General features: G+C 68.4%; 31 protein-coding genes. 12 read left to right on the top strand and 19 right to left on the bottom strand.

Annotated elements, in window-relative coordinates; all coding sequences use genetic code 11:
- Positions 1-146 precede the first annotated feature (146 nt).
- From SLQ33_RS29865 to aroA, 3 genes are read right to left on the bottom strand one after another with little or no spacing between them, the layout of a single operon-like run.
- Positions 147-995: an aldo/keto reductase gene (locus SLQ33_RS29865; RefSeq protein WP_319457530.1), complete on the bottom strand. Its 849-nt coding sequence runs from the start codon at positions 993-995 to the stop codon at positions 147-149.
- 42 nt (positions 996-1,037) lie between these two features.
- Entirely contained in the window at positions 1,038-2,018 is a 981-nt protein-coding gene (gene rsgA / locus SLQ33_RS29860) for a ribosome small subunit-dependent GTPase A (RefSeq protein WP_319457529.1), read from the bottom strand.
- A complete protein-coding gene (gene aroA / locus SLQ33_RS29855; protein ID WP_319457545.1) occupies positions 2,015-3,316 on the bottom strand; it encodes a 3-phosphoshikimate 1-carboxyvinyltransferase in 1,302 nt (433 codons plus the stop codon). Before aroA ends, rsgA begins: the two co-directional genes overlap by 4 nt.
- Positions 3,317-3,352: 36 nt before the next feature.
- Between aroA and SLQ33_RS29850 the strand changes: the two genes are divergently transcribed.
- Positions 3,353-4,108, top strand: a complete 756-nt coding sequence (locus tag SLQ33_RS29850; protein ID WP_319457528.1) for an SOS response-associated peptidase — start codon at positions 3,353-3,355, stop codon at positions 4,106-4,108.
- Between the two features lie 12 nt (positions 4,109-4,120).
- On the opposite strand, the gene SLQ33_RS29845 is transcribed toward SLQ33_RS29850, so the two are convergent.
- From SLQ33_RS29845 to SLQ33_RS29830, 4 genes are all read right to left on the bottom strand, one after another.
- Positions 4,121-5,275 carry an acyl-CoA dehydrogenase family protein gene (locus tag SLQ33_RS29845; protein ID WP_319457527.1) on the bottom strand — a complete coding sequence of 385 codons (1,155 nt, stop codon included), beginning with the start codon at positions 5,273-5,275 and terminating at the stop codon, positions 4,121-4,123.
- A gap of 121 nt (positions 5,276-5,396) precedes the next feature.
- A complete protein-coding gene (locus tag SLQ33_RS29840; protein ID WP_319457526.1) occupies positions 5,397-7,049 on the bottom strand; it encodes a LuxR C-terminal-related transcriptional regulator in 1,653 nt (550 codons plus the stop codon).
- A gap of 24 nt (positions 7,050-7,073) precedes the next feature.
- Complete coding sequence (locus SLQ33_RS29835; RefSeq protein WP_319457525.1) at positions 7,074-7,919, bottom strand: NAD(P)-dependent oxidoreductase; 846 nt, start codon at positions 7,917-7,919, stop codon at positions 7,074-7,076.
- Between the two features lie 9 nt (positions 7,920-7,928).
- On the bottom strand, positions 7,929-8,420 hold the full coding sequence (locus SLQ33_RS29830) for a YbaK/EbsC family protein (RefSeq protein ID WP_319457524.1): 492 nt from the start codon (positions 8,418-8,420) through the stop codon (positions 7,929-7,931).
- Positions 8,421-8,623: 203 nt separating this feature from the next.
- On the opposite strand from SLQ33_RS29830, the gene SLQ33_RS29825 reads away from it, so the two are divergent.
- Both SLQ33_RS29825 and rsrA read left to right on the top strand, forming a co-directional pair.
- Positions 8,624-9,274: a sigma-70 family RNA polymerase sigma factor gene (locus SLQ33_RS29825; protein ID WP_319457544.1), complete on the top strand. Its 651-nt coding sequence runs from the start codon at positions 8,624-8,626 to the stop codon at positions 9,272-9,274.
- On the top strand, positions 9,271-9,582 hold the full coding sequence (rsrA, locus tag SLQ33_RS29820) for a mycothiol system anti-sigma-R factor (protein WP_319457523.1): 312 nt from the start codon (positions 9,271-9,273) through the stop codon (positions 9,580-9,582). The genes SLQ33_RS29825 and rsrA overlap by 4 nt, the downstream gene beginning before the upstream one ends.
- Here the strand turns inward: rsrA and SLQ33_RS33655 are convergent.
- Positions 9,579-9,671, bottom strand: coding sequence for a 50S ribosomal protein bL37 (locus tag SLQ33_RS33655; protein ID WP_090355725.1), 93 nt, complete (start codon positions 9,669-9,671; stop codon positions 9,579-9,581). The two genes, rsrA and SLQ33_RS33655, sit on opposite strands and share 4 nt — an antisense overlap.
- Before the next feature lie 142 nt (positions 9,672-9,813).
- On the opposite strand from SLQ33_RS33655, the gene SLQ33_RS29815 reads away from it, so the two are divergent.
- Both SLQ33_RS29815 and SLQ33_RS29810 read left to right on the top strand, forming a co-directional pair.
- A complete protein-coding gene (locus SLQ33_RS29815) occupies positions 9,814-10,029 on the top strand; it encodes a biotin/lipoyl-binding carrier protein (protein ID WP_319457522.1) in 216 nt (71 codons plus the stop codon).
- Between the two features lie 39 nt (positions 10,030-10,068).
- Complete coding sequence (locus SLQ33_RS29810) at positions 10,069-11,568, top strand: sensor histidine kinase (RefSeq protein WP_319457521.1); 1,500 nt, start codon at positions 10,069-10,071, stop codon at positions 11,566-11,568.
- Positions 11,569-11,640: 72 nt separating this feature from the next.
- On the opposite strand, the gene whiB1 is transcribed toward SLQ33_RS29810, so the two are convergent.
- Both whiB1 and SLQ33_RS29800 read right to left on the bottom strand, forming a co-directional pair.
- Positions 11,641-11,895, bottom strand: coding sequence for a transcriptional regulator WhiB1 (gene whiB1, locus SLQ33_RS29805; protein ID WP_319446023.1), 255 nt, complete (start codon positions 11,893-11,895; stop codon positions 11,641-11,643).
- Positions 11,896-12,134: 239 nt separating this feature from the next.
- Positions 12,135-13,115: a diacylglycerol kinase family lipid kinase gene (locus SLQ33_RS29800; RefSeq protein WP_319457520.1), complete on the bottom strand. Its 981-nt coding sequence runs from the start codon at positions 13,113-13,115 to the stop codon at positions 12,135-12,137.
- A 57-nt stretch (positions 13,116-13,172) separates the two neighbouring features.
- On the opposite strand from SLQ33_RS29800, the gene SLQ33_RS29795 reads away from it, so the two are divergent.
- Positions 13,173-13,595: a hypothetical protein gene (locus SLQ33_RS29795; protein ID WP_319457519.1), complete on the top strand. Its 423-nt coding sequence runs from the start codon at positions 13,173-13,175 to the stop codon at positions 13,593-13,595.
- Here SLQ33_RS29795 and SLQ33_RS29790 read toward each other — a convergent pair.
- The 3 genes from SLQ33_RS29790 to SLQ33_RS29780 are packed head-to-tail and all read right to left on the bottom strand — an operon-like array spanning position 13,550 to position 15,728.
- Positions 13,550-14,029, bottom strand: a complete 480-nt coding sequence (locus tag SLQ33_RS29790) for a GNAT family N-acetyltransferase (protein ID WP_319457518.1) — start codon at positions 14,027-14,029, stop codon at positions 13,550-13,552. The genes SLQ33_RS29795 and SLQ33_RS29790 overlap by 46 nt on opposite strands.
- A complete protein-coding gene (locus SLQ33_RS29785; protein ID WP_319457543.1) occupies positions 14,026-15,120 on the bottom strand; it encodes an isochorismate synthase in 1,095 nt (364 codons plus the stop codon). Before SLQ33_RS29785 ends, SLQ33_RS29790 begins: the two co-directional genes overlap by 4 nt.
- On the bottom strand, positions 15,117-15,728 hold the full coding sequence (locus tag SLQ33_RS29780) for an acid phosphatase (RefSeq protein WP_319457517.1): 612 nt from the start codon (positions 15,726-15,728) through the stop codon (positions 15,117-15,119). Before SLQ33_RS29780 ends, SLQ33_RS29785 begins: the two co-directional genes overlap by 4 nt.
- Before the next feature lie 89 nt (positions 15,729-15,817).
- On the opposite strand from SLQ33_RS29780, the gene SLQ33_RS29775 reads away from it, so the two are divergent.
- On the top strand, positions 15,818-16,612 hold the full coding sequence (locus SLQ33_RS29775; RefSeq protein WP_319457542.1) for an AAA family ATPase: 795 nt from the start codon (positions 15,818-15,820) through the stop codon (positions 16,610-16,612).
- Here SLQ33_RS29775 and SLQ33_RS29770 read toward each other — a convergent pair whose 3' ends face one another.
- Entirely contained in the window at positions 16,613-17,824 is a 1,212-nt protein-coding gene (locus SLQ33_RS29770; protein WP_319457516.1) for a PQQ-binding-like beta-propeller repeat protein, read from the bottom strand.
- 7 nt (positions 17,825-17,831) lie between these two features.
- On the bottom strand, positions 17,832-19,349 hold the full coding sequence (locus SLQ33_RS29765; RefSeq protein WP_319457515.1) for a DEAD/DEAH box helicase: 1,518 nt from the start codon (positions 19,347-19,349) through the stop codon (positions 17,832-17,834).
- A 211-nt stretch (positions 19,350-19,560) separates the two neighbouring features.
- Here SLQ33_RS29765 and SLQ33_RS29760 point away from each other — a divergent pair, with 211 nt between their 5' ends.
- On the top strand, positions 19,561-20,265 hold the full coding sequence (locus SLQ33_RS29760) for a ferritin-like fold-containing protein (protein WP_319457514.1): 705 nt from the start codon (positions 19,561-19,563) through the stop codon (positions 20,263-20,265).
- A gap of 4 nt (positions 20,266-20,269) precedes the next feature.
- Here the strand turns inward: SLQ33_RS29760 and SLQ33_RS29755 are convergent, their stop codons facing one another.
- Positions 20,270-20,965, bottom strand: a complete 696-nt coding sequence (locus tag SLQ33_RS29755; RefSeq protein ID WP_319457513.1) for a hypothetical protein — start codon at positions 20,963-20,965, stop codon at positions 20,270-20,272.
- 218 nt (positions 20,966-21,183) lie between these two features.
- Between SLQ33_RS29755 and SLQ33_RS29750 the strand changes: the two genes are divergently transcribed.
- Entirely contained in the window at positions 21,184-21,432 is a 249-nt protein-coding gene (locus SLQ33_RS29750) for a DUF3107 domain-containing protein (protein ID WP_319457512.1), read from the top strand.
- Here SLQ33_RS29750 and SLQ33_RS29745 read toward each other — a convergent pair.
- Complete coding sequence (locus SLQ33_RS29745; RefSeq protein ID WP_319457511.1) at positions 21,419-22,090, bottom strand: TetR/AcrR family transcriptional regulator; 672 nt, start codon at positions 22,088-22,090, stop codon at positions 21,419-21,421. The genes SLQ33_RS29750 and SLQ33_RS29745 overlap by 14 nt on opposite strands.
- Positions 22,091-22,189: 99 nt before the next feature.
- Between SLQ33_RS29745 and SLQ33_RS29740 the strand changes: the two genes are divergently transcribed.
- From SLQ33_RS29740 to SLQ33_RS29730, 3 genes are all read left to right on the top strand, one after another.
- Positions 22,190-23,230 (top strand): DUF3152 domain-containing protein, encoded by a 1,041-nt coding sequence (locus tag SLQ33_RS29740; RefSeq protein ID WP_319457510.1) that lies wholly within the window; start codon positions 22,190-22,192, stop codon positions 23,228-23,230.
- A gap of 108 nt (positions 23,231-23,338) precedes the next feature.
- The gene (gene moeZ, locus SLQ33_RS29735; RefSeq protein WP_319457509.1) at positions 23,339-24,514 is read left to right on the top strand and encodes an adenylyltransferase/sulfurtransferase MoeZ; all 1,176 of its coding nucleotides are present in this window, start codon (positions 23,339-23,341) and stop codon (positions 24,512-24,514) included.
- Positions 24,515-24,550: 36 nt separating this feature from the next.
- Complete coding sequence (locus SLQ33_RS29730) at positions 24,551-25,405, top strand: TIGR02569 family protein (protein WP_319457508.1); 855 nt, start codon at positions 24,551-24,553, stop codon at positions 25,403-25,405.
- A gap of 10 nt (positions 25,406-25,415) precedes the next feature.
- Here SLQ33_RS29730 and SLQ33_RS29725 read toward each other — a convergent pair whose 3' ends face one another.
- Together SLQ33_RS29725 and SLQ33_RS29720 are read right to left on the bottom strand one after the other, a co-directional pair.
- The gene (locus SLQ33_RS29725; RefSeq protein WP_319457507.1) at positions 25,416-25,712 is read right to left on the bottom strand and encodes an MGMT family protein; all 297 of its coding nucleotides are present in this window, start codon (positions 25,710-25,712) and stop codon (positions 25,416-25,418) included.
- 2 nt (positions 25,713-25,714) lie between these two features.
- Positions 25,715-26,497 carry an alpha/beta hydrolase gene (locus SLQ33_RS29720; protein ID WP_319457506.1) on the bottom strand — a complete coding sequence of 261 codons (783 nt, stop codon included), beginning with the start codon at positions 26,495-26,497 and terminating at the stop codon, positions 25,715-25,717.
- Positions 26,498-26,561 lie beyond the last annotated feature (64 nt).

The following is a 26,561-nucleotide window of genomic DNA, read 5'->3' as shown; positions in this document are numbered from 1 at the left end:
AGAAAATCCTCACGCGCCGACTCCGGCACCTGATTGCAGCCATGCTTGCGAAACCCCATCGAACAACACCCCAAAACAATTCAGGTGTTGCAGCGATCACTTGAGTTCAAGCGCACTTCCTCGCCCTGAGCGCTATTTCAATGCGGCTACTTCGGCACGTAGTCCATCGTGTCGGGGTTCGGCCCGATGCGGCCCGGCTCACCCTGATCCAGCGCGGTCAACGCGTCGACGTCCGCCGCGCTGAGCTCGAAGTCGAAGAGCTCGAGGTTCTCCTTGATCCGCTGCGGCGTCACCGATTTCGGGAAGACGATGTCGCCGCGCTGAACGTGCCACCGCAGCACCACCTGGGCCGGCGAGCGGCCGACGGTCTCGGCGATGCCGGTGATCACGGGGTCGTCGAGCACCTTGCCCTGCGCGATCGGCGACCACGGTTCGGTGGCGATGCCATGCTTGGCGCCGTAGCCGCGGAGCTCGTCGTTGGTGAAGTACGGGTGCGCCTCGATCTGATTCACCGCGGGCACGGTGTTCGTCTCGCTGGCCAATCGCTCGAGATGCGCGATCTGGAAGTTCGACACCCCGATGCTGCGGGCGCGGCCGTCCGCCTTGAACTCCTCGAGCACGCGCCACGTCGATGGGTAGTCACCGCCGTACAGCGTCGGCAGCGGCCAGTGGATGAGGAACAGGTCGACGTAGTCGAAGCCCAGCAACTCCAACGTCTGATCGAAGGCTCGTCGCGCGTCGTCGGGTTCGTGAAAGCCGTTGTTCAACTTGCTGGTGACGTAGACGTCGGCGCGGTCGACCCCTGCGTCCCGAATGCCCTGCCCGACGCCCTTCTCGTTCTGGTACATCTCGGCGGTGTCGATATGCCGGTATCCGATGTCGAGCGCGGTCTTCACCGCCGTCGCGGTCTCGTCGGGTTTGATCTGGAACACCCCGAACCCCAGCTGCGGGATGCGGTGGCCGTCGTTGAGTTCAATGGTTGGTACGTTGCTCATCGCCCTAGCCTGCCCCGTCCGCCTCGGCGTCGCACGATTGGGTTAGTCCTCGCTCATCGCCGTCAGCAGCCGGCGGGCGGCAGCCACGCGGTCGGCGGCGTGGCCCGACATGGTGTCCAAGACGCACTCCGGATCTGCGGGTGGACCCATGTGGCCGCACCCCCTGGGGCAGTTCTCGATGGCCTCGGCGAGATCCGAGAACGCCAGCATCACGTCCTTGGGCGCGATGTGGGCCAAGCCGAACGACCGAATGCCCGGTGTGTCGATCACCCAACCCGAACCGTGCAGCGGCAGGGCCACCGACTGTGACGAGGTGTGCTTGCCCTTGCCGACGCCGGACACCACCCCGACCGCGCGGTGGGCGTCGGGCACCAGCCGGTTGACCATCGTCGACTTGCCGACCCCGGAGTGGCCGACCAGCACCGTCGACTTGCCCTCGAGCAGTCGGTCGACCGTGTCCAGTTCGTCGTTGCGGCCCGCGGTCACGACCTGCAGGTCCAGGCCCGCGAACTGCGCCGCGAAGGGTTCGGGCGGCGCGAGGTCCGACTTGGTCAGGCACAGGATCGGCGTCAGCCCGCCCGTATAGGCGGCGATCAGCGACCGTTCGACGAAACCGGTGCGCGGCGGAGGATCGGCCAGGGCCACCACGATCAACAGCTGATCGGCGTTGGCGACGAGGACGCGCTCGGTCGGGTCGGTGTCATCGGCGGTGCGGCGCAACACCGTTCGGCGTGGGCCGCGGCGCACGATGCGGGCCAGCGAGTCGGGCTTGCCCGAGAGGTCGCCGACGATGTCCACGTCGTCGCCGACGACTATCGGAGTGCGGCCGAGTTCGCGGGCGCGCATCGCCACCACGATCCGCTCGGGGTCGCCGCCGAGCGCGCAGCCCCAGCGGCCGCGGTCCACGGTGACCACCATCGCGTCGAGGGCGTCGGAGTGCTCGGGTCGGGTCTTCGTCCGCGGCCGCGAGCGCTTGCCCGGGCGCACCCGGACGTCGGACTCGTCGTACTCGCGGGCGCTCAAGGGAGTGAACCGGCAACCTGCCCGGTCAGCATGTCCGCCCACATCCCCGGAAAGTCGGGGAGCGTCTTGGCGGTGGTGCCGATGTCCTCGACCTCGACGCCCGGCACGCGCAGCCCGACGATCGCGCCCGCCGTCGCCATCCGGTGGTCGGCGTATGAGCGCCATACCCCCGAGTGAAGCGGCCGCGCGGTGATGACGAGCCCGTCGTCGGTCTCCTCGCACTGTCCGCCGAGCCCGTTGAGCTCCGCGGTCAGCGCCGCGAGCCGGTCGGTCTCGTGGCCGCGCAGGTGTGCGATTCCGCTCAGCCGCGACACCGACCCCGGCGCCGCGAGCGCCGCCAACGCCGCGACCGAGGGAGCGAGTTCCCCGACGTCGTGCAGATCGGCGTCGAATCCCGGGTACGAGTCCGGACCCGTCACCTCGAGATGTGAATCCATATGGCGGACAACGGCTCCGACTGCACCGAGCAGCTCGACGATCACGTCGGACGGTTGCACACTGACGGCCGGCCACCCCGTCACCCGCACCTGGCCGCCGGTGACGATCGCCGCGGCGAGGAACGGGACCGCGTTGGACAGGTCGGGTTCGATGGCCCAGTGACGTGCCGCGATCGGACTCGGTTCGACGCGCCACCGGTTGGCCGTCGCGTCGTCGACGGTGACGCCCGCGTCGCGCAACATCGCGACCGTCATCGCGACGTGCGGTGCCGAGGGAACCGCCGTGCCGGTGTGGATCACGGTCAGTCCGTCGGTGAACGTCGCGCCGGAAAGCAGCAGCCCCGAGACGAACTGGGACGACGCCGAGGCGTCGATCTCTATAGCGCCGCCCGCGACGGCACCCGTGCCCGAGACGTGGAACGGCAAGGCGTTGCCGTCGAGTGCGACGCCCAGCCCCCGCAGCGCGTCGAGCAGGGGAGCGATGGGTCGCGCGCGGGCCTGTTCGTCGCCGTCGAAGGTGACGAACTCGGTGCCGAGCGCGGCGATCGGCGGCACGAAGCGCAGCACCGTGCCCGCCAGCCCGCAGTCGATGACCACCCCTGGCGCCGGCCTGACGGCGCCACTGACAGTCACGTCGCCGCCGTCACCGTCCACGGCGAGGCCGAGGCTGCGCAGCGCGCCGATCATCAGGTCGGTGTCGCGGCTGCGCAGGGCGCCGCTCACCGTCGACGCACCCTGGGGCGCGGCCAGCGCGGCGAGTACGAACGCCCGGTTGGTCTGTGACTTCGAGCCCGGCACCGTGACGGTTGCGCGCACGGGCGCGGTGGTCGATGGGGCGGGCCAGCTATTCACGGTGACCATCCTGCCTTGTCGCACCGATCTGGAACCATGGACTTCATGTGTGGGCGATTCGCGGTGACGACCGACCCGGCGTTGCTCGCCGAGAAGATCAAGGCCATCGACGAGGCGACGCCGGCCCAGAAGGACGTTCCGCAGCCGAACTACAACGTGGCGCCGACCACCACCGTCAGTACCGTCGTCAAGCGCCACGCCGAGCCCGACGACGAGTCGACCCGGCGCGTACGGCTGATGCGCTGGGGACTGGTCCCGCCGTGGGTCAAGACGGGCGAGGACGGCGGCCCGGACACCAAGAAGGGCCCGCTGCTGATCAACGCCCGCGCCGAGACGGTCACCACGTCGGGCGCATTTCGCAACTCCGCCAAGGGCAAGCGGTGCCTGGTGCCGATGGACGGCTGGTACGAGTGGCGTGGCGAGAAGGGGGCCAAGACGCCGTTCTATATGTACGGCGCCGACGGTGAACTGCTGTACATGGCGGGGTTGTGGTCGACGTGGCGGCCGAAGGACAGTCCGAAGGACACGGCGCCGTTGCTGAGCTGCACCATCATCACCACCGACTCGGCGGGCCCGCTCGCCGAGATCCACGATCGGATGCCGCTGACCATCAGCGAAGCTGACTGGGACCGTTGGCTCGACCCCGACGCGCCGATTGACGAAGGATTGCTGCGCGGTCACGGCGACCTTGATCGCATCGAGATCCGGGAGGTATCGCGCTTGGTGAACAGCGTGCGCAACAACGGCCCGGAGCTCATCGAGCCCGCGGAGCCGGAGGCCGAGCAGGCGACGCTGCTGTAGCCGGCGGTCGCGTCAGAACACGACTACGTCGATGTCCTGCCCTGCGAGAACGGCTCCGGCTGTGGTCAGCGTGTCCGGCCTGATCAGGAAATGCTGGGTGATGGCGTGAATGTCGCGCAGCCGGCGCTGCAGCGGGCTATGAGCGTAGATGGAGCTGCCTCCGCCGGCTTGGTAGGCGAAATCGACCACGGCTGCCGCCCGGGCCGTCGCCCACGCCGCCGTCGAACGGATCCGCGCGCGCATTTCAAGACTGAACGGCGACCGGCCGACAGCCGCCGCCCAGGCCGAGTCGGCTGCCTCGTACACGAGACCGTCGGCCGCGCGCAGTTCGGTGTCGGCGTTGGCCAGCTGATGCTGGAACAGCGGGTTGGTCGCCAGCGGGGTGGGAGCGAAGAGCGGGATCTTGCCTGTGGCCAGGGCGAGGATGTCGTCCATCGCACCATGGGCCACACCGAGCGCCGCACTGGAGATGGCCAGCGCGAACAGCGTCGGCGGCGGGATTCGCACCAGCGGCTCGTCTAGGCACGGCTCGGCCTCCAGCGTGGGGAACGCGCGTTCGGCCGGTACGAAGACCTCATTGGCGGTGAAGTGGTGGCTGCCGGTGCCGCACAACCCGGACACTTTCCAGGTGTCCTCGAGCTCCACCTCCGAGGCGGCGAAAACCACTGTCAGCATTCGCTGTTCGCCGCCGACATCTTCGAAACAGTTGCCGAACAGCCAGCCGCAGTGCTCGCAGCCACTGGCGAACCCCCACCGCCCGTTCACCCGGTAGCCACCGTCGATGCGGTCAGCCGAGCCGCCCGGCCCGATTACCCCTCCGACGATCACATCTGAGCCGTCGGTGAAGATGGCGTCGAACGTCTCCCTTGGCAGCCCGGCAAAGTCGTACCACGAGCCAGAGCCGATCATCACCGTCCAGCCAACTGACGCATCCGCCCGACTGACCGCCTCGTACACCCGCATCGCGTCGGGGAACTCGACCCCCAATCCGCCGTGACTGGGCGGGAGGAGCATCCGCAAACACCCCGCGTCCTTGAGCTCGCGGAGCAGGTCGGCGGGCAGTCGGCGGGCCCGCTCGATCTCGGGTGCCCGGCCGCTGATCGTCGGCGCGAGATGTCGTACGGCAGCCAGGACGTCCCCGGCTGTGGTGGCCGCGGTGGTGGTCATGTCGCGATCCTCTCCTGTTGTCGCGTATCTAGAAGGTGACCACGCGACTGTTTGCGCCCGCATCGGCGCGACCACCCAAATCGGGCGCGGCGGCTGGTGGGTGGTTTCACCCACACGACCTTCAGACGAGGTTGTGCGCGTAGGCGAAGGCGGTGGCCGCGGTCCGGGATGACACATCGAGCTTCGTCAGAATATTGCTGACATGCCGATCGATGGTTCGCTCGCTGAGCCCGATCTGCTCGGCGATGAGCTTGTTCGAGCTGCCTTCGGCGACCAGGCGCAGCACCTGCAGTTCACGTGGGGTCAGCCCGCGGGCGCCTCCCCGGAGCTTCACCTCGATGAGCGCGTCCAGCCGTGTGACTTCGGGATTCGCGCCCAGCCGGTCGAATACGTCGCGGGCGGCCGCCAACTCCCACGCCGCCGAATCCTCGTCGCCGAGCTCCCGGCACGCGCGCCCGAGCATCGTGCGCACCTGCGCCACCTCGTAGGGCGCCTCGACGTCTTGCCAGGCTTGGCAGGCCTCACGCAACGCGATCAATGCTGCGCCGGCATTGTTTTCGGCCAGCTCGACTGCGCCGAGGGCTTGGGCCGCCATCGCGGTCAGCACGTCGCGGCCATAATCCGCCGCGATCGTTGCCAGCTCATGGGCCCCCGCTCGCGCCTCCGGGACATCACCAGCCGAGAGCAGTATCTCGACATACGCCGGGAGCAGCCTCGCTCGCCTGCCGCGGTCAATGGTTTCGGCGAGCATCCGCCGGATAGCCGCTGCCGCTGCGTCGGTGCGCCCCTGGGCGAGCCACAAAAGTGCCAGGCCCGGTTGCGGCTGCCAACCCATGTCATATGCGTCGCGGTAGGCCTGCTCGGCCTGGACGAACTCCCCGCGCAGCCGGTAGATCTCGGCCTGTCGGTATCGGCCGGCACCCGTAGCAGGCTCCCCGGGCATCAAGCGATCGCAGGCACGGCGGGCTTCCTCGATTGCGGCCGGCCACGCGCCGTGGAGCTGAAGCACACCCGCGCGGTGCACCAGGCAGATGCCAGTGAAGGTGACCATCTGGGATTCCGAATCACACCAGCGGCCAAGTGCGTCCGTCCATTCCTGGGCCCGTCGGGCGTCGAACACTTCCTCGCAGGCGTCGATCGCCTGGCAGTAGATCAGTCCGGTGAACAGCGGTGACGCCAGGTCGCCGGCGACCACGGCGACCATCGCTTCGTCCAGAAGCGCGATGCCCTGTGTAACGCCGCCCTGCTTGATGCTCACCCGGCCCTGGGCGTGCATCGCGAACGAGACCAGGTCGACGTCGCCGAACTGTTCGCCGATCTCTGCGATGACCGCGGCGTCGTCCAACGCGGCCTCCAGGTCGCCGCCCGCGCCCATGTGCGCAAGCACCGCGGGCACCAGCAGGTATCCGCTCTCGACACAGTCACCGCGGCGACCGAGCAACCGGTTTCCTCTTGCGACCCATCCGTTGGCCCTGGCCGGCTCACCGCAGTTCAGCAGACCCAGACTGATCCAAAACGTGCAGCGCGCAGCGCTTACCGCCTCGCCGGCGTCGAGGTATCGGGTGTAGGCGCGCTCCAGCGTGCGGATGGCCTCGTCATCGCGGTTCGTCAGGTAGGCGGACTGAGCCATCCGCTCGAGATCGTCGGCGGCGAGCGGCCGATCTTGGTCAGACGCCGACAACTCCGCGAAGGCGTCCAGCCAGGCCCGCCGCCGGTAGGCAGCTCGACCCCGGGCCAGGTGGCCCTTGGCTTTTCGCTCGCCGGTCGTGTTCACCGCGACCCTCTCGCACCAGGTGCGCTACACCGGGGTGTAGCCCGGCGGGTTGGCGCTCTCGACCCAGAAGTCCACACCGAGGTCTGATCCCGGGATGCAGTCGTAGGCCGATAGATCGGTGACGCCCGATTCCAGCAGCACGTCCTCGCACAGCAGGGTGTTGCCGGTGTAACTCGAGGGCTTGGTCAGCACGGCGTACGCGGCGTCGGAGTACACCTCGGGTTTGCGTGAGCGGGCCATCGATTCCTCGCCGCCGAGCAGGTTCTGCACCGCGGCGGTGGCGACCATGGTGCGCGGCCACAACGTGTTGGAGGCGATGCCCTCGGCCCGCAGTTCCTCGGCAATGCCCAAGGCGCACAACGTCATCCCGAACTTCGCCATCATGTACGGCGTGGGCTTCAGCCATTTCGACTCGAGCAGGATCGGCGGGGACAGCGTCAAGATGTGCGGGTTGTCGCGCCCCTTCATGTGGGGGATGCACGCCTGCGACACCGCGTAGGTGCCGCGCACCTGGATTCCGTTCATCAGGTCGAAGCGCTTGAGCGGCACGTCCTCGATGGAGCCGAGGTTGATCGCCGAGGCGTTGTTGACGCACATGTCGATGCCGCCGAACTGCTCGACCGCCTTGGCGACCGCGCTGGCCACCGAGTCGCCGTCGCGGACGTCGCCGACGATCGGCAATGCCTGCCCACCGACCTCCTCGATCTCCTTGGCCGCGGTGTAGATGGTGCCGGGCAACTTGGGGTGAGGTTCGGCGGTCTTGGCGACCAGCGCGATGTTGGCCCCGTCGGCGGCGACGCGCTTGGCGATCGCGAGGCCGATGCCCCGGCTCGCGCCGGAGATGAACATGGTCTTCCCGGAGAGCGACATGGGCTCACCCTACGATGCGACGATCTCCGCGGTCACGGCGTTGGTGAGCCTCACCAGGTCGGCGGGAGCAAGCGCGACGTCCCAGCCGCGCTTGCCCGCGCTGCACAGCACCCGGTCCCACGCCAGCGCCGACGCGTCGACGACCGTCGGCAACGGCTTGCGCTGGCCCAGCGGCGAAATGCCGCCGATCACGTAGCCCGTCGACCGCTCGGCCGCGGCACGCTCTGCCATGGCCGCCTTCGGTACGCCCAGCGCGGCGGCAGCCGCCTTGAGCGACAGCTTCGCGGGCACCGGCACCACCGCGACGGCCAACCCCCTTGGCAGCGCGATGACCAGCGTCTTGAAGATCTGCTCGGCGGCCATGCCCACGGCGGAGGCCAGTTCGGTGACCGCCTCATCACCGAACGATTCGGCGCGCGGGTCGTGGTGGTACTGCAGCACGTCGTGCGGGACACCGGCGGCGACGAGGGCCGCGATCGCGGGCGTTGCTGCACGTGCCATCGGAGTAACCCTAGAGCGGAGCGGGAACAAGGGCCCCAGCACACGCTGTTGTTGGAGGCAGTCAGAGCGGGCCGGCGAACTCGTCGGTCCCAACCTCTAGGATCAGGAAGGGGACCTTGGTGCCCACGGTGAGCTTGGAACGTCCGGTGATCGTGTTGGACGTGTTCGCCGGTACCGCAGCCGAAGGGACGGTGTCGAGCCAGATGACCGACGTCGACGGGTCAGCGCCCGCCGCGCCTGGAGACGAGCGCCCGGAAACCGACGCCGAGCTCACGGCGCGGTTCGAGCGTGACGCCATCCCGCTGATCGACCAGTTGTACGGCGGCGCCCTTCGGATGACGCGCAATCCGGCCGATGCCGAGGACCTCGTCCAGGAGACCATGGTCAAGGCCTACTCGGGCTTCCGCTCGTTCCGTGAGGGCACCAACCTCAAGGCCTGGCTGTACCGCATTCTGACCAACACCTACATCAACAGCTACCGCAAGAAGCAACGTCAGCCCGCCGAGTATCCGACTGAGGAAATCACCGACTGGCAGTTGGCAGCCAACGCCGAGCACACCTCGACGGGGCTGCGTTCAGCCGAGGTCGAGGCGTTGGAGGCGTTGCCCGACACCGAGATCAAGGCGGCGCTGCAGGCGCTGCCTGAGGACTTCCGGATGGCGGTGTACTACGCCGACGTCGAAGGCTTCCCGTACAAGGAGATCGCCGAGATCATGGACACCCCGATTGGGACGGTGATGTCCCGGTTGCACCGCGGACGCAAACAACTTCGCGAACTGTTGGGCGGCGTCGCTCGAGAGCGCGGCTTCCTGCGGGGCCAGCAGGCGGATGCCCCCGAGGAGGTCTCGTCATGAGTGGCGACCAGTTCAACGACGAACACGAGTTCCGCCCGCCGGTAGGTCCCGTCGACCCCGACCATCCCGAATGCGCGGCGGTGATCGCCGAGGTATGGACGCTGCTCGACGGCGAGTGCTCGGCCGAGTCGCGAGACAAGCTCAAGCATCACCTCGAGGAATGCCCGACGTGCCTACGCCACTACGGCGTCGAGGAACGCGTCAAGACATTGATCGCCACGAAGTGCAGCGGGGAGAAGGCGCCCGAAAGCCTGCGGGCGCGGCTGCGCATCGAGATCAGCCGCACCACCATCATCAGGGGCGGCTAGCGCACCGACTTCGAGCCGGCGTTGGGACGCTTGCCGTGGTTGGCCTTCGTGTGCTTGCGGTCACGCTTCTTGCGGCCACGCTTGGCCATGGTCGGTCCTCCGTTGGGTGCGAAAAGAATCAGTAGCTTGCCTGCCAGTGTCTCATGGTCGCGGCACTGCATTACAAATCGTCCCGTGTGGTTCGATGGACTCCGGCAGGCAGACGCCGACACAGCGACGAGTGGAGTGAATATGGCCGAGGACGTTCGCGCCGAGATCGTGGCCAGTGTGCTCGAGGTCGTGGTGAGCGAGGGCGATCAGATCGGCGAGGGCGACACGCTCGTCCTGCTGGAGTCGATGAAGATGGAGATCCCGGTGCTCGCCGAGGTCGCTGGCACCGTCACCGAGGTCAAGGTCGCCGTCGGCGACGTCATCCAGGCTGGCGACCTCATCGCGGTCATCAGCTAGGTGCCGGCCGCCGGCTCGCCAACGCCAGTCTGATCCGCCATGTCAACCCTCGGTGATCTGCTGGCCGAGCACACGATGCTGCCCGGCAATGCCGTCGACCATCTGCACGCCGTGGTGGGCGAGTGGCAGCTGCTCGCGGATCTGTCCTTCGCCGACTACCTGATGTGGGTGCGCCGCGAAGACGGTGAACTGGTCTGCGTCGCGCAGGTGCGACCCAACACCGCACCCACCGTGCTGCTCGCCGACGCCGTCGGCACGCTCAACGTGCTCGCCGACATGCCCGTCGTGACGTCCGCGTTCGAGTCCGGACACATCGGGCGGGAAAGTGATGCGGGACAGGGTGATTCGCACGACACCAGCTGGCTGAACGTCGAGGCGGTTCCCGTCCGGCACGGCAACCAGGTGGTCGCGGTGCTGACCCACCAGACCGCATTGGCCGACCGGCGCAAGGCCAGCCCACTCGAACGCGCCTACCTGGATTGCGCCCGCAACCTGTTGCACATGCTGTCCGAGGGCACCTTCCCGAACGTCGGCGACCTAGCGATGTCACGCTCCAGCCCCCGCGTCGGCGACGGGTTCATCAGGCTCGACGTCGACGGCGCCGTCGTCTTCGCCAGCCCGAACGCCATCTCGGCCTATCACCGGATGGGGCTCACCGCCGAACTCGGGGGGCACAACCTCGTCGCGGTCACCCGCCCGCTGATCTCGGACCCATTCGAAGCCCAGGAACTCGCCAACCACGTGCGGGACTCGCTCGCCGGCGGGTCGAGCATGCGCATGGAGGTCGACGCGGGCGGCGCCGCAGTCCTATTGCGGACCTTGCCGCTGGTGGTCCACGGAGCGGCGGCGGGCGCGGCGGTGCTGATCCGCGACGTCACCGAGGTCAAGCGCCGCGACCGGGCGCTGCTGTCGAAGGACGCCACCATCCGTGAGATTCATCACCGGGTGAAGAACAACCTGCAGACGGTCGCGGCGCTGCTGCGGCTGCAGGCCCGTCGCACCAACAACGCCGAGGGCCGCGAGGCGCTCATCGAGTCGGTGCGGCGGGTGTCGTCCATCGCGCTGGTCCACGATGCGCTGTCGATGTCGGTCGACGAGGAGGTCAACCTCGACGCGGTGGTCGACCGGATCCTGCCGATCATGAACGACGTGGCGTCGGTGGACACGCCGATCCGGATCCTGCGCGATGGCGAGCTCGGCGTGCTCGACGCCGACCGGGCCACCGCGCTGATCATGGTGATCACCGAGTTGGTTCAGAACGCCCTCGAACACGCCTACGACGCGAAGACGGACCAGGGCTGCGTGACCATCAGGTCGGAGCGTTCGGCGCGCTGGCTCGACGTCGTGGTGCACGACGACGGCCGTGGTCTCCCGGAGGGCTTCAGCCTGGAGAAGTCCGACCGACTGGGCCTGCAGATCGTGCGCACCCTGGTGGCCGCCGAACTCGACGGCTCGCTCGGCATGCACGACGTGCCCGGCGGCGGCACCGACGTCGTGTTGCGCGTCCCGCTGGGGCGCAAGACGCGGCTGCCGCAGTAGCGGCCCACCCGACCCCAGACAGACCAACGGCCCCGGTTTGTCCGGGGCCGTCAATCGTGGTTCGTCTGCGAGCTAGACGCCCGTGCGTGCCTTCGTGCGCGCATTGCGGCGCTTCAGCGCGCGGCGCTCGTCTTCACTCATGCCGCCCCAGACGCCGGCATCCTGGCCGGAGTCGAGGGCCCAGGTCAGGCACTCAGTCGTCACCGGGCAACGGTTGCAGACCAGTCTCGCGTCAGCAATCTGAGCGAGTGCCGGGCCGCTGTTTCCCACGGGGAAGAACAGTTCCGGATCTTCGTCGCGACAGACCGCCTTGTGGCGCCAATCCATAGGTCACTACTCCTTACTATGTGCGCAGCAGAGCGCACGAGCTTTTCTTCGGCTGTTAACGCGTGCACACGAATGTTTCTGCACTGTTGCATCCGATGCTTTCACAGGCTGAACAGATGTCAATAGCGGCGCGTTAACACGTGGGCAATCTCACTGCGGGACCGTGTTACCTGACCCCTCAATCCGTTGTACTACACTGAATCCACTTGCGCCCTAATTCAGCCATAGTGATAGCGAAATCACAGGTCGGCGCGTTTTTCTTGAGAATTTGGGGGCGGTGCCACCACGCCCAACGCATCCGGAACGGCCCTGAACGTGATGGTTTCGCGCAGCCCGACGTAATCTCCGTCGATCTGGCAGGCCACCGGTGTGGCACTGGTCACCTGCAGCCACGGCAGGTCGTCGTCGCGGATGAGGTGACGCGCTTGGATCCGTGCTTTGCCCGACACCATGCGTCGCACCAGCCTCAGATTTGCCCACACGTTCATGCTCGTGGTGGCGAACACGCCAAGCCCCGTCTCGAAGGTGGTCGTTGGGTTCGTCCAGACGGGTCTGGCGTTGGCGTACGTCCATGGGCTGGAATTCGACACGAAGGCGAAGTGGACGTCGGTGATCGGCTCGCGGTTGGGCAGGTGCAACGTCAGCGTGGGCTCGCGGCGGGCGCTGGCCAGCAGCTCGCGGGTCGCGACCCGGATGTAGCGCGCGGCGGTGACCTTGCGGCCCTTCTCGCGCTGCGCCTCCACGGCGGCGACCACCGCGCCGTCGACGCCCATGCCCGCGGTGAAGACGGCCCAGCGCTCGCCGCAGTCCATCAACCCGATGCGACGCCACGGGGTGCCGCTGCGGTAGGCGGTAAGCAGGTCGATGAGCTGATTGGTGGCCTCGGTCGGGTCCGGGCTGATGCCGAGCGCACGGGCGAACACGTTGGCCGAACCGCCCGGCACCACTCCGACCGCGGGCATCGGTCCGGCGGGAATGCCCGAACCGCATTCGCCGAGGATGCCGTTGGTCACCTCGTTGACCGTGCCGTCGCCGCCATGCACGATCACGACGTCGATGCCGTCGCGCCGTGCGTCGCGGCCGATCTCGATGGCGTGTCCGCGGTGGTCGGTGTGCACGACGTTGAGCTCGACGCGGCTCTCCAACGCGTGCGCGAGCAGGTCGCGTCCGGCCGGAGTGGTCGACGTCGCATTCGGGTTGACGATCAGCACGGCGCGCACGACCACAGAGCCTAACCATGCGCGCGGTGCCGAGCCGCCCGCTCTACGCTCGATGCCGTGAACGTTCCCTCCCCTGCGACGGTGCGTCAGGCGGGCGTCGTCGTGGCGCTGCAGGGGGCCGTCCTTGTTGCCGTGGCTCTGGTGCTGGTGGTCCGCCACCTCGCTGGTGTCGAGGACCCGCGGTGGCTGAGCGGGTACGGGACCGCGGCGTGGTTCGCGATCATGGGCAGTGCCGTGCTCGCGGCTGGCTGGGCGCTGTGGACCGGCCGCCGATGGGGCCGGGGGATCGCGGTGTTCGCGCAGCTGCTGCTGTTGCCGGTCGCGTGGTACATGGCAGTCGACTCGCAGCGGTGGGAGTTCGGGGTACCTGTCGCACTCGTCGCGTTGGTCGTGCTCGGTCTGCTCTTCAGCCCGTCGGCGCTGGCCTGGGCCGCTCAGTACTCGGCGAGCGCGGACAACTCCGGCCCGGACACCCGGTAGGTGATCCACTCGTTCTGGGGTCGGCCGCCGACGGAGTCGTAAAGGGCGATCGCGTTGACGTTCCAGTCGAGCACCGCCCACGTCAGTCGGGTGTAGCCCGAGGACGTGCATTCGCGGGCGAGCGCGGCGAGCAGCGCCTTGGCCAGTCCGTGGCGGCGAAAGGCGGGGCGCACGAACAGATCCTCGAGATAGACGCCCGCGACGCCATCCCAGGTGGAGAAGTTGCGGAACCACAGCGCACACGCCGCTGGTTGACCGTCCACCTCCGCGACGTGGGCGTGAACGCTCGGTGCATCGCCGAACAAGGCCTCCCGCAACTGTTCTGCGGTGACGGTGCACTCGGCGGCGGCGTGCTCGAACGCGGCCAGTTCGTGCACCATGGCCGCCAGCTCGGTCTCGTCGCCCGGTTGGGCGAGTCGGATGCTCACAGTCATTGCTCGACTCCCAGTGCAGACAGGATGGTTCGGAACTTCGTCGTGGTCTCGGCGACTTCGTCGTCCGGATCGGATTCGGCGACGATACCCCCACCTGCCCTGGCCAGCGCGGAACGCCGGTCCGCGGAAAGCACGGCGCACCGGATCGACACCACCCACGTGCCGTCGCCCGCGGCGTCGCACCAGCCCACCGCGCCCGCGTAGAAGCCGCGGTCGCCCTCCAGTTCGGTGATGAGCGCGGCCGCCGCGTCGCGCGGCACTCCACCGACGGCGGGCGTCGGATGCAGGGCGACCGCGAGATCCAATGCGGTGGTTGATGATTCACGGATCCTCCCGGAGATGGGCGTCGACAGGTGCCACACCGTCGACGTGCTGCTCAGTTCGGGTTCGGAGGCGATCTGCAGGTCGACGCACAGCGGGTCGAGCGCCTTGCGCATCTCGTCGACGACGAGTTGGTGCTCGTGCCGGTCCTTCGCCGACTCGGCCAGCGCAACGCCACTGGCCCGGTCGACCGCGGGATCAGGGGAGCGTGGCGCCGAGCCCGCGAACGGGCGGCACGTGACGAGGTCGCCGCGCCGCGCGACGAGCAACTCGGGGCTCGCGCCCACCAACGCCGTGCCCGTGTGCTCGCCGCCCGCGGCGGTCAGGTCGGCGAAGAAGGTGTTGGCCCCGGCGTCGTCGGCCAGTCTGCCGATGACGGTGCCGGCGTCGAGCGCGTCGTCGGCGAGCAGGTGCAGCGCCCGCGCGAGCACCACCTTCTGCAGCTCGCTGTTCGGATCGTTGAGGGCGCGCAATGCGGTCGCGATGCGGGCCCGGTGCTCGTCGGGGGTGGGCGACATCCGCTCGATCCGAACGTTGGGCAGTGGCCGCGGTTGCCAGTCGGGGAGTGCGGCGGTGAAGCGCACCAGCTCCGGTCGGATCAGCGCGGTCGGGCCAGACACGTCAAAGGGCAAGGCGCCCAGGATGATCGGGGCTTCGCCGGTGGCCAGCGCCGCCCGCGCGTCGGCCAGCCGCGGGTAGGCGGTGTGCACGCCCTGGGCGACGACGACGCCGTCGCGGCCGGCGAGTAGGAAGGAAGGCTCGGCCATCACCTGGGCAGACACGGGTTGACGTGGCCGGTCAGGCCGAGCGCGGTCAGTTGGCGGACGCCGTGCTCGAATCCGCAAATGCCGATCGACGCTGCTGCCATGGAGAACCGAATGCCCTCATACAGGGGCTGCTCGATCCAGCGCGTGAGCACCGAACGCGAGAAGTGGCCATGCCCGACGAAGATCACGTCGCGTGACGTCATGTGCCCCAAGGCCATTGCGATGGCCGCATCGGCCCGCTGGCTGACCTGCGCGACGGTCTCGCCGCCAGGACAGCCGTGCGTCCAGACGAGCCAGTCGGGTACCGCCTTGCGGATGTCGTCGGTGGTCGTGCCCTCGTAGTCGCCGTAGTCCCACTCGGCCAGGAGTGGAGACACCTCGTCCACCTTCAGTCCGGCCAGTTCGGCCGTGACCAGCGCACGGTGCCTCGGGCTGCTGATCACCACGGGATCGCGCAGTTGTAGGTCGGCGAGTGCCTCCGCGGCCAACGTCGCCTGTTCGCGCCCCTCGTCGGTGAGGTCGAGATCGGTCCGGCTGGTGTGCTTGCCGGACTTCGACCACTCGGTCTCGCCGTGACGGAGCAGTAGGAGCCGGTGCCGGGTGATGCTCACCGAAGCGATTCTGCCCCACGGGCGGCGAGGTAGTTCGCGAGCGTGCCAGGATGAACACGTTCGGGGGCGAGCGGAGCGACGGGGAAGATATGACGCGGGTACTTGCGGTCGCCAATCAAAAGGGTGGGGTCGCCAAGACGACGACGGTGGCGTCGTTGGGCGCGGCGATGGCGGAGAAGGGCAAACGGGTGCTGCTCGTCGACCTGGATCCCCAAGGCTGTCTGACGTTCTCACTCGGCCAGGACCCCGACAAGCTTGCGGTGTCGATCCACGAGGTGTTGCTCGGCGACGTCGAGCCCGGCGCGGCGCTCGTCGAGACGGCGGAGGGCATGACGCTGCTGCCCGCGAACATCGACCTGGCAGGCGCCGAGGCGATGCTGCTGATGCGGGCTGGCCGCGAGTACGCGCTCAAGCGCGCCCTGGCCAAGGTGAGGGACGGCTTCGACGTCGTGATCATCGACTGCCCACCCTCGCTCGGGGTGCTGACGCTCAACGGGCTCACCGCCGCCGACGACGTCATCGTGCCGTTGCAATGCGAGACGTTGGCGCACCGCGGCGTCGGGCAGTTCCTGCGCACCGTCACCGACGTGCAGCAGATCACCAACTCGGACCTCGTGATGCTCGGTGCGTTGCCCACGCTCTATGACTCGCGCACCACGCACAGCCGGGACGTCCTGCTCGACGTCGCCGACCGTTACGGCCTTGTGGTGCTGGGGCCGCCGATCCCGCGCACCGTGCGGTTCGCCGAGGCGAGCGCCTCGGGCGCGTCGGTGCTGGCGGGTCGAAAGAACAAGGGCGCCATGGCTTATCGCGAGCTAGCCAACGCGTTGCTCAAGTATTGGAAGTCGGGCAAGGCGCTGCCGTCGTTCACCCCCGACGTGTAGTCAGGGGCCCAACGCCACCAACGTGTCGCCGCGTTGTTCGAGCAGGGTGCCGCCCGCGGTCGCGGGTATCACGGCGCTCTGCTGGGCCGGGCGGGTCAGTGCGAGGTGGCGTTCACCGGCTCCGGTCTCGGGGTCGAACACGTCGTAGCCGGTGGTCACCGGGACCAGCAGCCTGCCCGCCATGACCGTGCCCGGACCCACCGGGGCCTGCCCGCCGACGGGGCTGACGGTGTACTTGTAGCGCAGCCCGTTGGCGTCGAAGACCATGACGCCGTCGCCCGTCCACCAGGTCACGTAGTCGCCAGTGGTGGTCGCCACGGCCTGCGGCGACGCGGGCTTGGGCATCAACGTGCTGGCAATGACCGTCCCGGTCTCGTCGATGACGTCGACGGTCGGCTGAGGGGTCGGCCGGTAGATGGCCGTCGTGGTTCCGTTGACGGCGATGACCACCGCGGTGTCGTTCGGTACGCCCTTGAGCGGGACGTACTTGACCAGCGGCTCGTCTTCCTCCTTGTCGGCCCGCAACAGAGTGAGCCGCGGCTCCGTCTGCTCGGGGCACGACTCGATCACCGAGACCGCCGACACGCTGGCCGCCGCCGAGGTCAGCCGGCAGATCGGCTGGACGGGCACCTTCGGCTTGATGCGGGCGTCCAGCGCACCCCAGCTGAGCATGCGGACCATGTCGGAGCGCCACTGCTCGAGTCGGCTGTCGCCCCACGACAGCACGGTGGTGCCGTCCGACGAGATCCGCACTTGCGGGTCCGCGTACGCGGAACGGGTGGCGTCGCGGCGGCCGGTCTTGCCGTCGATGGTGCTGACTTGGCCGCAGCCGCGGTCGTCGGGATAGACGGCGACGGCGTTCTGGTAGACGTAGGTGACTCCGCAGAGTTCGGCGTCGCGGGAGTAGCTCCACAGCACTGCGCCGGTGACGGGGTCGCGGCCGTCGACCTGGCGCCCGTCGCCGGTGACGACGCTCCCCGCCGCGATGACGGGGCTGCGTGTCTTCGGGCTCGGCGCGTTCCACAGTTCCTTGAGCGTGGCCGGAACGTCGCGCGCCGCCTTCAGTGCCGGCACCGGGTTGGCGGCGGGGCGGCTGATCGTGGCCCGCGCGTCGCTGGTCCACCAGATCGTCGTGGCGGCGACTACGACCACGGCGACGATCGCCAGAGCCGCGACGAGGTCACCCTTGGTGCGGCGTTCCGGAGAGACCATCGACTCGCTAGCCGGTGGCGGTGGCAGCGCTGTTGGGACGACGCCGCCTACGACGCTTGCGGGCCGGGCTGGCCGATTCGTCCGAGTCGGACGACGGCGCCGGGGCATCGCCGTTCTCGACGTGACCGGTGGCCGACTGGCCGTCGCCGCCGCGGGTGCGCTGGCGGGTCCGGCTGCGGTTGCGGGCCGGCCTGTCGCCGTCGCGAGAGGATTCGCGCTTGTCGCCGTCGCGATCCCGCTTGGGCCGCTCCGTGGTGCGCGTCGCCTTGCCGATCGAGCCGGTGGCGTCGGCGGGAATGTCGAGCTCGGCGTACAGGTGCGGCGAGCTCGAATACGTCTCGACGGGATCCGGATTGTTCAGGCCGAGGGCCTTGTCGATCATCGTCCAGCGCGGCAGCTCGTCCCAGTCGACCAGGGTGACGGCGATACCCGTCTTCCCCGCCCGGCCGGTGCGGCCGATGCGGTGCACGTAGGCCTGCTCGTCCTCGGGGATCTGGTAGTTGATGACGTGAGTGATGTCGTCGATGTCGATGCCGCGGGCCGCGACGTCGGTGGCGACCAGCACGTCGACCTCGCCGGTGCGGAAGGCCTTGAGCGCCTTCTCACGCGCACCCTGGCCCAGGTCACCGTGCACGGCGCCGACCTTGAAGCCGCGCTCGGCGAGCTCGTCGGCAACCTTCTGGGCGGTGCGCTTGGTGCGGGTGAAGACCATGGTCGCGCCGCGCCCGTTCGCCTGCAGGATGCGCGCGACCGTCTCGACCTTGTCCAGCGCGTGGGCGCGGTAGGCGAACTGCTCGGTCGTGTCGTGGGTCTGGGACGATAGCGGCGCCTCGGCGCGGATGTGCGTCGGCTGGTTCATGAACGTACGCGCCAGCGTGATGATCGGACCCGGCATGGTGGCCGAGAAGAGCATGGCCTGGCGCTCGGTGGGGATCTGCTTGAGGATGCGTTCGATGTCGGGCAGGAAGCCCAGGTCGAGCATCTCGTCGGCCTCGTCGAGCACCAGCACCGAGAGCCCGCCGAGCTGCAGGTGACCCTGCTGGGCGAGGTCGAGCAGCCGGCCCGGGGTGCCGACGACGACGTCGACGCCCTTCTGCAGCGCCTCGATCTGGGGCTCGTACGGGCGTCCGCCATAGATGGACGTCACGGTGAACTTGCGGTCGGCGTGGCCCTCGACGTCGGCCCTCAGGTACTTGGCCGCGGTCGCGAGGTCGCCGTAGACCTGCAGGCACAGTTCGCGGGTCGGCACCACGATGAGCGCACGGGGAATGCCGCTGAGCGGGCGCTCCGGATCGGTGGTGATCTTGTTCAGCAGCGGCACGCCGAACGCGAAGGTTTTGCCCATGCCGGTCCTGGCCTGACCGATGAGGTCGTCGCCCGCGAGCGCGAGCGGCAGGGTCAACTCCTGGATGGCAAAGGGGTGTTCGATGCCCTCCTCGCGGAGCGCCCTGACGATTTCGTCGCGAACGCCGAGACTGGCAAAGGTGGTATCGGGTGTCGTGGGTGTTTCCGTAATTTCAGTCATGCGGTGCCAAATGGCCTTTCGATGTCATTCCTCGTTGGCGTCACGCGCGCACGAGTTTCGTCGAAAAAGCACCAGGGCCCAGGCCTTCGAGGAGGCGGACCAACATCGTGCACGCACATTTCTTCGGTAGTGACGAGCCACTACCACGCTCATCATAGCTGGTCGGCCTCGTGGGACGGGTGTCGCACGGCCCGCCGTCTACAGTTGGGCCATGACTCCGACGCAGCCTGCGGCCTCTGGTGAACGGACTGTGGAGCCCGCCGTCGTGGGCGTGTCGGCCGACCATCCCGGCGTCGCCGAGCTGTTTGCGTTGCTGGCCTACGGCGAAGTCGCGGCGTTCTACCGGCTGACGGAAGAGGCGCGCATGGCGCCCAATCTGGCAGGCCGGATCAACATGGCCAGCATGGCCGCCGCCGAGATGGGCCACTACGAGTTGCTGCGCGACGCGTTGGACAAGCGCGGCGTCGACGTGGTGCCGGCGATGACCAAATACGCTTCGGCACTTGAGAACTACCACCGGCTGACGACGCCGAGCACATGGCTCGAGGCCTTGGTGAAGACGTACGTCGGTGATGCGCTGGCCGCCGACTTCTACCTCGAGATCGCCGACACCCTTCCCGACGAGGCCGCCGACGTGGTGCGGGCGGTGCTGTCCGAGACGGGGCATTCGCAGTTCGTCGTCAGCGAGGTCAGGGCCGCGGTGACCGCCAGCGACAAGCAGCGTCACCGGCTGGCGCTGTGGTCACGCCGGCTGTTGGGGGAGGCCATCACGCAGGCCCAGTTCGTGCTCGCCGACCGCGACGAGCTGGTCGACCTCGTCGTGTCGAGCGGCGAGGGGCTTGGCCGGCTGACCGAGTTCTTCGAACGCCTTCAGCACACCCATAGCACCCGCATGCAGGAACTCGGGCTCGGCTAGCTGCCTACTTGGTGCAGTTGGCGATCAGCGTGTTGTTCGCCTGCGCTGCCACGACGGTGCCCGCGGCGTCGGTGATCGCGCAGTTGAGGTGACCCATCACGCTGGTCGCCGTCACCGAACCGAGCGTGACGCCAGGATCCAGCACCACCGACTTGCTCCACGGCAGCGCGACGTTGACTTCGGTCTGCAGCGCGCCCTGGCTGTCGGTGTAGATGACCGTGACCAGGTCGATGAGTTGCCTGCTGCCGGTCACCTGGTACGTGATGGTGCTTGGGGCGGGCGCGGGTGCGGCCTCGGGGACCGGCGCGGCCTCGGCCGACGGGCTCGGCGCGACGGTGGTGACGGTCTCCGGCGTCAACGGGCCGGTGGGCGCGGGGGCCGGCATGGACGGGTTGCGCGACGGCGCCTGCGAGGTGGCCGCGGGGCTGGTGGTGACCGAGGGCGGGCTGACGGTCGCGGACACCGATCCGCTGTCGCCGCCTCCGAGGATCACCACCGTGCAGATCACGGCGACCAGCAGTACCGCTCCGGCGGCCCCGGCGACCCACATCCAGCGTCGATCGAGCGGTTCGACGTACTCGTAGACGTCGTCCTCAACGTCGTATCCGTCGTAGTCCTCGATGACGTCGGTCTCGGCGTAGTCGTCGATTCCGGCCGTGCGTCGCGTGCCGGGGGAGTAGGTCGGGTATGGCCTGTTCATGCCGCGGTCCCAGGGTCGATTGGTTGGTGAATGGCCTGATGTTATCGGGGCAGAAGTGACGGATGAGGTTGACGCGCTGGCCGTTTGGTCACGGTCAGGACTCGGTTCTCCAACTCCGCTCGACGATGTTCGCCATCCGCGTAGCGACCGCGTCGGTGCGCCGCGGTGTGCGTCCACTAGCCTTCTGGGGACAACGCATTCGAATGAAGGAGTCCTGCGTGGAGGTCAAGATCGGCATTACCGACAGTCCGCGCGAGCTGGTGTTCAACAGCGCGCAATCGCCCAGCGAGGTGGAGGAGCAGATCACCTCCGCGTTGAGCACGGACCCGGGCGTGCTGGCACTGACCGACGAGAAGGGCCGACGCTTCCTGGTGCAGACGGCGCGCATCGCCTACGTCGAGATCGGTGCGGCCGACGGCCGGCGGGTGGGCTTCGGGGTCGGCGCGGCGTCGGCTACGACCGAGTAAGCGGCACGTGTGACAGTCCGCCCCAGGCGAACTGCACCGTGCCCTCGACCGCGTCCTCCTTGGAGATCGGTCGATTGTTGTTCAGCCAGTACCGGGCACAGTCGACGCTGGTGGACACCAGGCCGACGGCGATCATCCTGGCGCGGTGGGCTTCTAGCCCGGAGTCGCTACTGATCAATTCGAACACCGCGTCCGTACAGGATTCGGTGGCCACCCTCACCTGCGCAGAGACCTGCGGCTCGGTGACGTAGTCGTTCTCGAAGATCAGCCGGTAGCCCTGGCCGTCGTGCTCGATGAAGTCGAAGAACGCCCCCACCGCCGCGCGCAACCGCTGCCGGTTGTCGGTGGTGGTGCGCAGCGCTTGGCGCACTCCGGAGACCAGATTGTCGACGTGGCGCTGAAGCACCGCAAGGTAGAGCTCGAGCTTGCTCGAGAAGTGTTGGTACAGGACCGGTTTACTGACGCCGGCGCGATCGGCGATCTCGTCCATGCCCGCGGCATGGTAGCCGCGGTCGACGAATACCTCGCTGGCTGCGATGAGCAACTGTCCACGGCGTTCGTCGCGGGGCAACCGATTGCCGCGCCGATTACCGCTGGGGGAAGCGTCGTTGGACTGCTTCGCACCTCTCCTCTCGGCGGTGTTGGCCAGCTCGCTCATCGGCACGACACTACTACTCGCACCTGAGGCTGTCCGTCAACGACAGGCCCGGTGGCGCGCCAGAGCCTCCGTCGGCGCGCTCTGTGCCATCCTGGTTCGGTGACTTTCGACCCGGGGCGTCGCGGGGGCGGTCGTGTGCCCGTGCTGCGCAACGAGTGGCGGGAGCCGCTGCGCGCACAACGCGATCCGTTGGCCGAGGACGCGGGTCGGCTTCGGACCAATCGCGACGACCATCAGAAGTGGCGCAAGCAGACCTGGCTGGGCCGGTTCGTGTCGACCTACGGCTGGCGCGCCTACGCGCTGCCGATCCTCGCCGTCATCACCGGTGTCGTCATCTATCAGACCGTGACGGGCACGAGCACGCCGCAACCCGTCGAGGCGCAGGGGGCAGGCCCGGTCCAGGGGCCGCCGACCATCGACCCGGGCAGCACCTCGATCATCGGCGCCCCGCCGAAGGGCATGACGCAGTTCGACGCCAACCTGCCCACCGGCATCCTCCCGGACGGCGGGCCCTTCACCGAGGCGGGCGCCAAGACGTGGCACATCGTGCCCGGCACGTCGCAGAAGGTCGGCGAGGGCACCGTGAAGTCGTTCACCTACACCGTCGAGGTGGAGGACGGGCTCGACACCAACACGTTCGGCGGCGACGAAGCGTTCGCGCGCATGGTCGGCGAGACACTCTCCAACCCCAAGAGTTGGACGCACAACCCGCAGTTCGCGTTCACGCGCATCGACGACGAATCGCAAGGCAAGCCGGATTTCCGGGTGTCGTTGACCTCGCCGTTGACCGTGCGAGAGGGCTGCGGCTACGACATCCCGATCGAGGCGTCGTGCTACAACCCGGCCTACCTCGACGACCAACCCCGGGTCTTCGTCAACGAGGCACGGTGGGTGCGCGGCGCGGTGCCGTTCCAAGGGGACATCGGTTCCTACCGCCAGTACCTCGTCAACCACGAAGTCGGCCACGCCATCGGCTACCAGCGGCACGAACCGTGCGGCGAGAACGGTGCGCTCGCGCCGGTGATGATGCAGCAGACGTTCTCGACGAACAACGACGACGATGCGAGGTTCGACCCCGAGTCGGTCAAGCCCGACGGGCGGACCTGCCGGTTCAACCCGTGGCCGTACCCGATCGCCTGACGCACGCTGGTGGGCCGACCCCAGGGAAGGTAACCACCAGGATTACCGTTGAATCTGTGTGCCTGGTGTGATTGAAGCCAGCCAGAATTCGAAGCAAGGAGCGAGCCGGTGTCGCCGTTACCGCCGCTGGTCGAACCAGCCGCCGAGCTGACACGCGAAGAGGTCGCGCGCTACAGCCGTCATCTGATCATTCCCGACCTCGGCCTCGACGGGCAGAAGCGGCTCAAGAACGCGCGCGTGCTGGTCATCGGCGCAGGTGGGCTGGGCTCGCCAACGCTGCTGTACCTGGCCGCAGCGGGGGTGGGCACCATCGGCATCGTCGAGTTCGACGTGGTCGACGAGTCAAACCTGCAGCGCCAGATCATTCACGGCCAGTCCGACATCGGCCGCTCCAAGGCGCAGAGCGCGCGTGACTCGATCAAGGAGATCAACCCGCTCGTCGACGTCCGGCTGCACGAGGTTCGCCTCGAACCGGACAACGCCATCGAGCTCTTCGAGCAGTACGACCTGATCCTCGACGGCACCGACAACTTCGCGACCCGTTACCTGGTGAACGACGCCGCCGTGCTCGCGGGCAAGCCGTACGTGTGGGGGTCCATCTACCGCTTCGAGGGCCAGGTGTCGGTCTTCTGGGAGGACGCACCTGACGGGCTCGGGCTGAACTACCGCGACCTGTATCCCGAACCGCCGCCTCCCGGCATGGTGCCGTCGTGCGCCGAGGGCGGCGTGCTTGGCATCCTGTGCGCCTCGATCGCTTCGGTGATGGGCACCGAGGCCATCAAGTTGCTCACCGGCATCGGCGATCCGCTGCTCGGCCGGCTGATGGTCTATGACGCGCTGGACATGACGTACCGCACCATCAAGATCCGCAAGGACCCCGAGACGCCGAAGATCACCGAGCTGATCGACTACGAATTGTTCTGCGGCGCAGTGTCGGATGCGGCGTCCGAAGCCGCCGCCGGCTCCACGGTCACCCCGCGCGAGCTCCGCGACATGCTCGACTCGGGCCGCAAGCTGGCCCTGATCGACGTCCGCGAACAGGTGGAGTGGGACATCAACCGCATCGAGGGTGCGGAGTTGATTCCCAAGTCGGCGCTCGAGGCGGGCGACGGACTGGCCAAGCTGCCCCAGGACCGCACGCCGGTGCTGTACTGCAAGACCGGAGTCCGGTCCGCCGAGGCGCTCGCCGCGGTGAAGAAGGCCGGGTTCTCCGACGCGCTGCACCTGCAGGGCGGCATCGTCGCGTGGGCCAAACAACTCGAACCCGACATGGTGATGTACTGACGGCTTGTTAGCCGGAGCACGGCTTAGGCTGAGCTCGTGACTGTCGACCGGCCACCTGATCATGTGCTGGTGGCGTTCGGCCTCACCGGTCTTCGGCCGGTGCCGCTCGGTTCGAGTTGGGAAGGTGGCTGGCGCTGCGGCGAAGTCGTGGTGGCGATGGTTGCCGACCACGCCCGCGCCGCATGGTCGGCGAAGGTGCGCGAGACGTTGTTCGTCGACGGCGTTCGGCTGGCTCGCCCCGTGCGTTCCACCGACGGGCGGTACGTGGTCGCGGGCTGGCGCGCCGACACGTTCGTCACCGGCACCCCCGAACCCAGACACGACGAGGTGGTGTCGGCCGCGGTGAGGCTGCACGAGGCGACGGCGAAGCTCGAACGACCCAGATTCTTGACCCAGCCGCCCGGAGTGCCGTGGTCGGACGTCGACGTGTTCATCGCCGCAGACCGCGCGGCGTGGGAGGACCGGCCGCTGCACGCGCTGCCGCCCGGCGCGCGGGTGGCCCCAGGCTCGGCCGACGGAGCCCGGTCGGTGGAGCTGCTCACTCAACTCGCCGTCTTGCGCAGGCCCACCCGCGGCCCCAGCCAGTTGGTCCACGGCGACCTTTACGGCACGGTGCTGTTCGCGGGCACGGCCGCACCCGGCATCACCGACGTCACGCCCTACTGGCGCCCGGCGTCCTGGGCGGCGGGGGTGGTGGTCATCGACGCGCTGGCCTGGGGTGAGGCCGACGACGGGTTGGTGGAGCGGTGGGCGACGCTGCCCGAATGGCCGCAGATGTTGTTGCGCGCGTTGATGTTCCGGCTCGCGGTGCATGCCCTGCACCCGCGGTCGACGGCGGCGGCGTTCCCGGGCTTGGCACGCACGGCCGCATTGGTTCGGTTGGTGCTGTAGCCCGCTCGCGCTAGAACTGGTGTCGCACTTCCCGCAGCGGGACCCGGCCGTCGTTCGCGAGCACCCCTTCGGCGCGAAGCCGTTCCAGCTGCCTGGTGGCCAGGTGTGGGGCGGGCTTGCCCGACGCGCGTATCACCCGGTGCCACGGCAGGTCCGACGAGTCGGTGCGCATGACCCAGGCGACGATGCGCGGGCTGGAAAGCCCTGCCGCATCGGCGATGTCGCCGTAGGTGGACACGCGGCCCGGCGGTATCGACGCGACGAGTTCCCGGACGTGCTCCACCTGTTCTTCGGTGACCTGGGCCATGGTCAGCTCGCGAGCTTGCGGATCAACGCCGCCGTCTCGGCGGGTTTGGCGAGCGGGACCATGTGGTCGCAATCCCATTCCAGCAGTGTGAAATCCGCGCCGACGCGGGTGCCGAGCGCGGCGAGCAATTCGTCGCTGACGTACGCGGGGTCAGTGCGCGTGGCGCGCACCAGCGCGGTCGGCGTGCCGGCGCGGGGCAGCGCCATCGGCCGCGTCAACTCGCTCCAGTACGACAGCATGGCGGGCACGCTGATGCGCCAGCCGACGCGCCCGTTGGGCTGGGCGACGAGGTGCTCGTCGAGCTCCCTTTCGAGTTCGGCCTCATCGACCTCGCCCCACGACCCGGTCACCTTTTCCTCGCGGGCCTCGGCGCGGTCGGGGTAGTCCGGCGAGCCGTACATCTCGTCGGCGATCTCGCGCATCCAGCGACCGTCGAGGCCAACGGCGGGATCGAGCAATACCAAGCCTGCGACCAGGTCGGGCCGCGCCGCCGCGAGGCTCAGCGCGATCGCGCCGCCGAACGAATGCCCCACCACCAGCACCGGTCCCGCGGCCTCGGCGTCCACCAGCGCGGCCAGGGCCGCGACGTTGGCGTCGATGGTCCAGGGTGCGTCCCACGACGACCGGCCGTGTCCGAGCAGATCGGGTGCGGTGACGGAGAACTCGGAGAGGTGACGCGTCGCAAGGGTCTCCCAGCGTCGACCGTGGCCCGTGAGGCCGTGGATCGCGAGTATCTGGGCTGGCCGCTGCGGGCCGTAGCGGTAGACGTGCAACGCGTCGCTCATGGCGTCGATGCTGCCAGCCTGCGACGAGGCCGGCTTGTCGGACCCCCGTGGTGTCATTTCACCC

Source organism: Mycobacterium sp. RTGN6 (assembly GCF_033804605.1).
Lineage (GTDB): Bacteria > Actinomycetota > Actinomycetes > Mycobacteriales > Mycobacteriaceae > Mycobacterium.
Note: the sequence above shows the minus strand (reverse complement) of the source record. Positions and strands in the feature narration are given on the sequence as shown.

Excerpts from the sequence above, each read along its gene's own strand:
- SLQ33_RS29865 (WP_319457530.1), bottom strand. The coding sequence starts at position 995 with ATGAGCAACGTACCAACCATTGAACTCAACGACGGCCACCGCATCCCG.
- SLQ33_RS29725 (WP_319457507.1), bottom strand. The coding sequence starts at position 25,712 with ATGGCCCAGGTCACCGAAGAACAGGTGGAGCACGTCCGGGAACTCGTC.
- whiB1 (WP_319446023.1), bottom strand. The coding sequence starts at position 11,895 with ATGGATTGGCGCCACAAGGCGGTCTGTCGCGACGAAGATCCGGAACTG.
- SLQ33_RS29760 (WP_319457514.1), top strand. The coding sequence starts at position 19,561 with ATGACTCCGACGCAGCCTGCGGCCTCTGGTGAACGGACTGTGGAGCCC.
- SLQ33_RS29770 (WP_319457516.1), bottom strand. The coding sequence starts at position 17,824 with ATGGTCTCTCCGGAACGCCGCACCAAGGGTGACCTCGTCGCGGCTCTG.
- SLQ33_RS29815 (WP_319457522.1), top strand. The coding sequence starts at position 9,814 with ATGGCCGAGGACGTTCGCGCCGAGATCGTGGCCAGTGTGCTCGAGGTC.
- rsrA (WP_319457523.1), top strand. The coding sequence starts at position 9,271 with ATGAGTGGCGACCAGTTCAACGACGAACACGAGTTCCGCCCGCCGGTA.
- SLQ33_RS29825 (WP_319457544.1), top strand. The coding sequence starts at position 8,624 with ATGACCGACGTCGACGGGTCAGCGCCCGCCGCGCCTGGAGACGAGCGC.
- SLQ33_RS29835 (WP_319457525.1), bottom strand. The coding sequence starts at position 7,919 with ATGTCGCTCTCCGGGAAGACCATGTTCATCTCCGGCGCGAGCCGGGGC.
- SLQ33_RS29765 (WP_319457515.1), bottom strand. The coding sequence starts at position 19,349 with ATGACTGAAATTACGGAAACACCCACGACACCCGATACCACCTTTGCC.
- SLQ33_RS29810 (WP_319457521.1), top strand. The coding sequence starts at position 10,069 with ATGTCAACCCTCGGTGATCTGCTGGCCGAGCACACGATGCTGCCCGGC.
- SLQ33_RS29830 (WP_319457524.1), bottom strand. The coding sequence starts at position 8,420 with ATGGCACGTGCAGCAACGCCCGCGATCGCGGCCCTCGTCGCCGCCGGT.
- SLQ33_RS29745 (WP_319457511.1), bottom strand. The coding sequence starts at position 22,090 with ATGAGCGAGCTGGCCAACACCGCCGAGAGGAGAGGTGCGAAGCAGTCC.
- SLQ33_RS29845 (WP_319457527.1), bottom strand. The coding sequence starts at position 5,275 with ATGACCACCACCGCGGCCACCACAGCCGGGGACGTCCTGGCTGCCGTA.
- SLQ33_RS29775 (WP_319457542.1), top strand. The coding sequence starts at position 15,818 with ATGACGCGGGTACTTGCGGTCGCCAATCAAAAGGGTGGGGTCGCCAAG.
- SLQ33_RS33655 (WP_090355725.1), bottom strand. The coding sequence starts at position 9,671 with ATGGCCAAGCGTGGCCGCAAGAAGCGTGACCGCAAGCACACGAAGGCC.
- SLQ33_RS29720 (WP_319457506.1), bottom strand. The coding sequence starts at position 26,497 with ATGAGCGACGCGTTGCACGTCTACCGCTACGGCCCGCAGCGGCCAGCC.
- SLQ33_RS29790 (WP_319457518.1), bottom strand. The coding sequence starts at position 14,029 with ATGACTGTGAGCATCCGACTCGCCCAACCGGGCGACGAGACCGAGCTG.
- SLQ33_RS29755 (WP_319457513.1), bottom strand. The coding sequence starts at position 20,965 with ATGAACAGGCCATACCCGACCTACTCCCCCGGCACGCGACGCACGGCC.
- aroA (WP_319457545.1), bottom strand. The coding sequence starts at position 3,316 with ATGGTCACCGTGAATAGCTGGCCCGCCCCATCGACCACCGCGCCCGTG.
- SLQ33_RS29850 (WP_319457528.1), top strand. The coding sequence starts at position 3,353 with ATGTGTGGGCGATTCGCGGTGACGACCGACCCGGCGTTGCTCGCCGAG.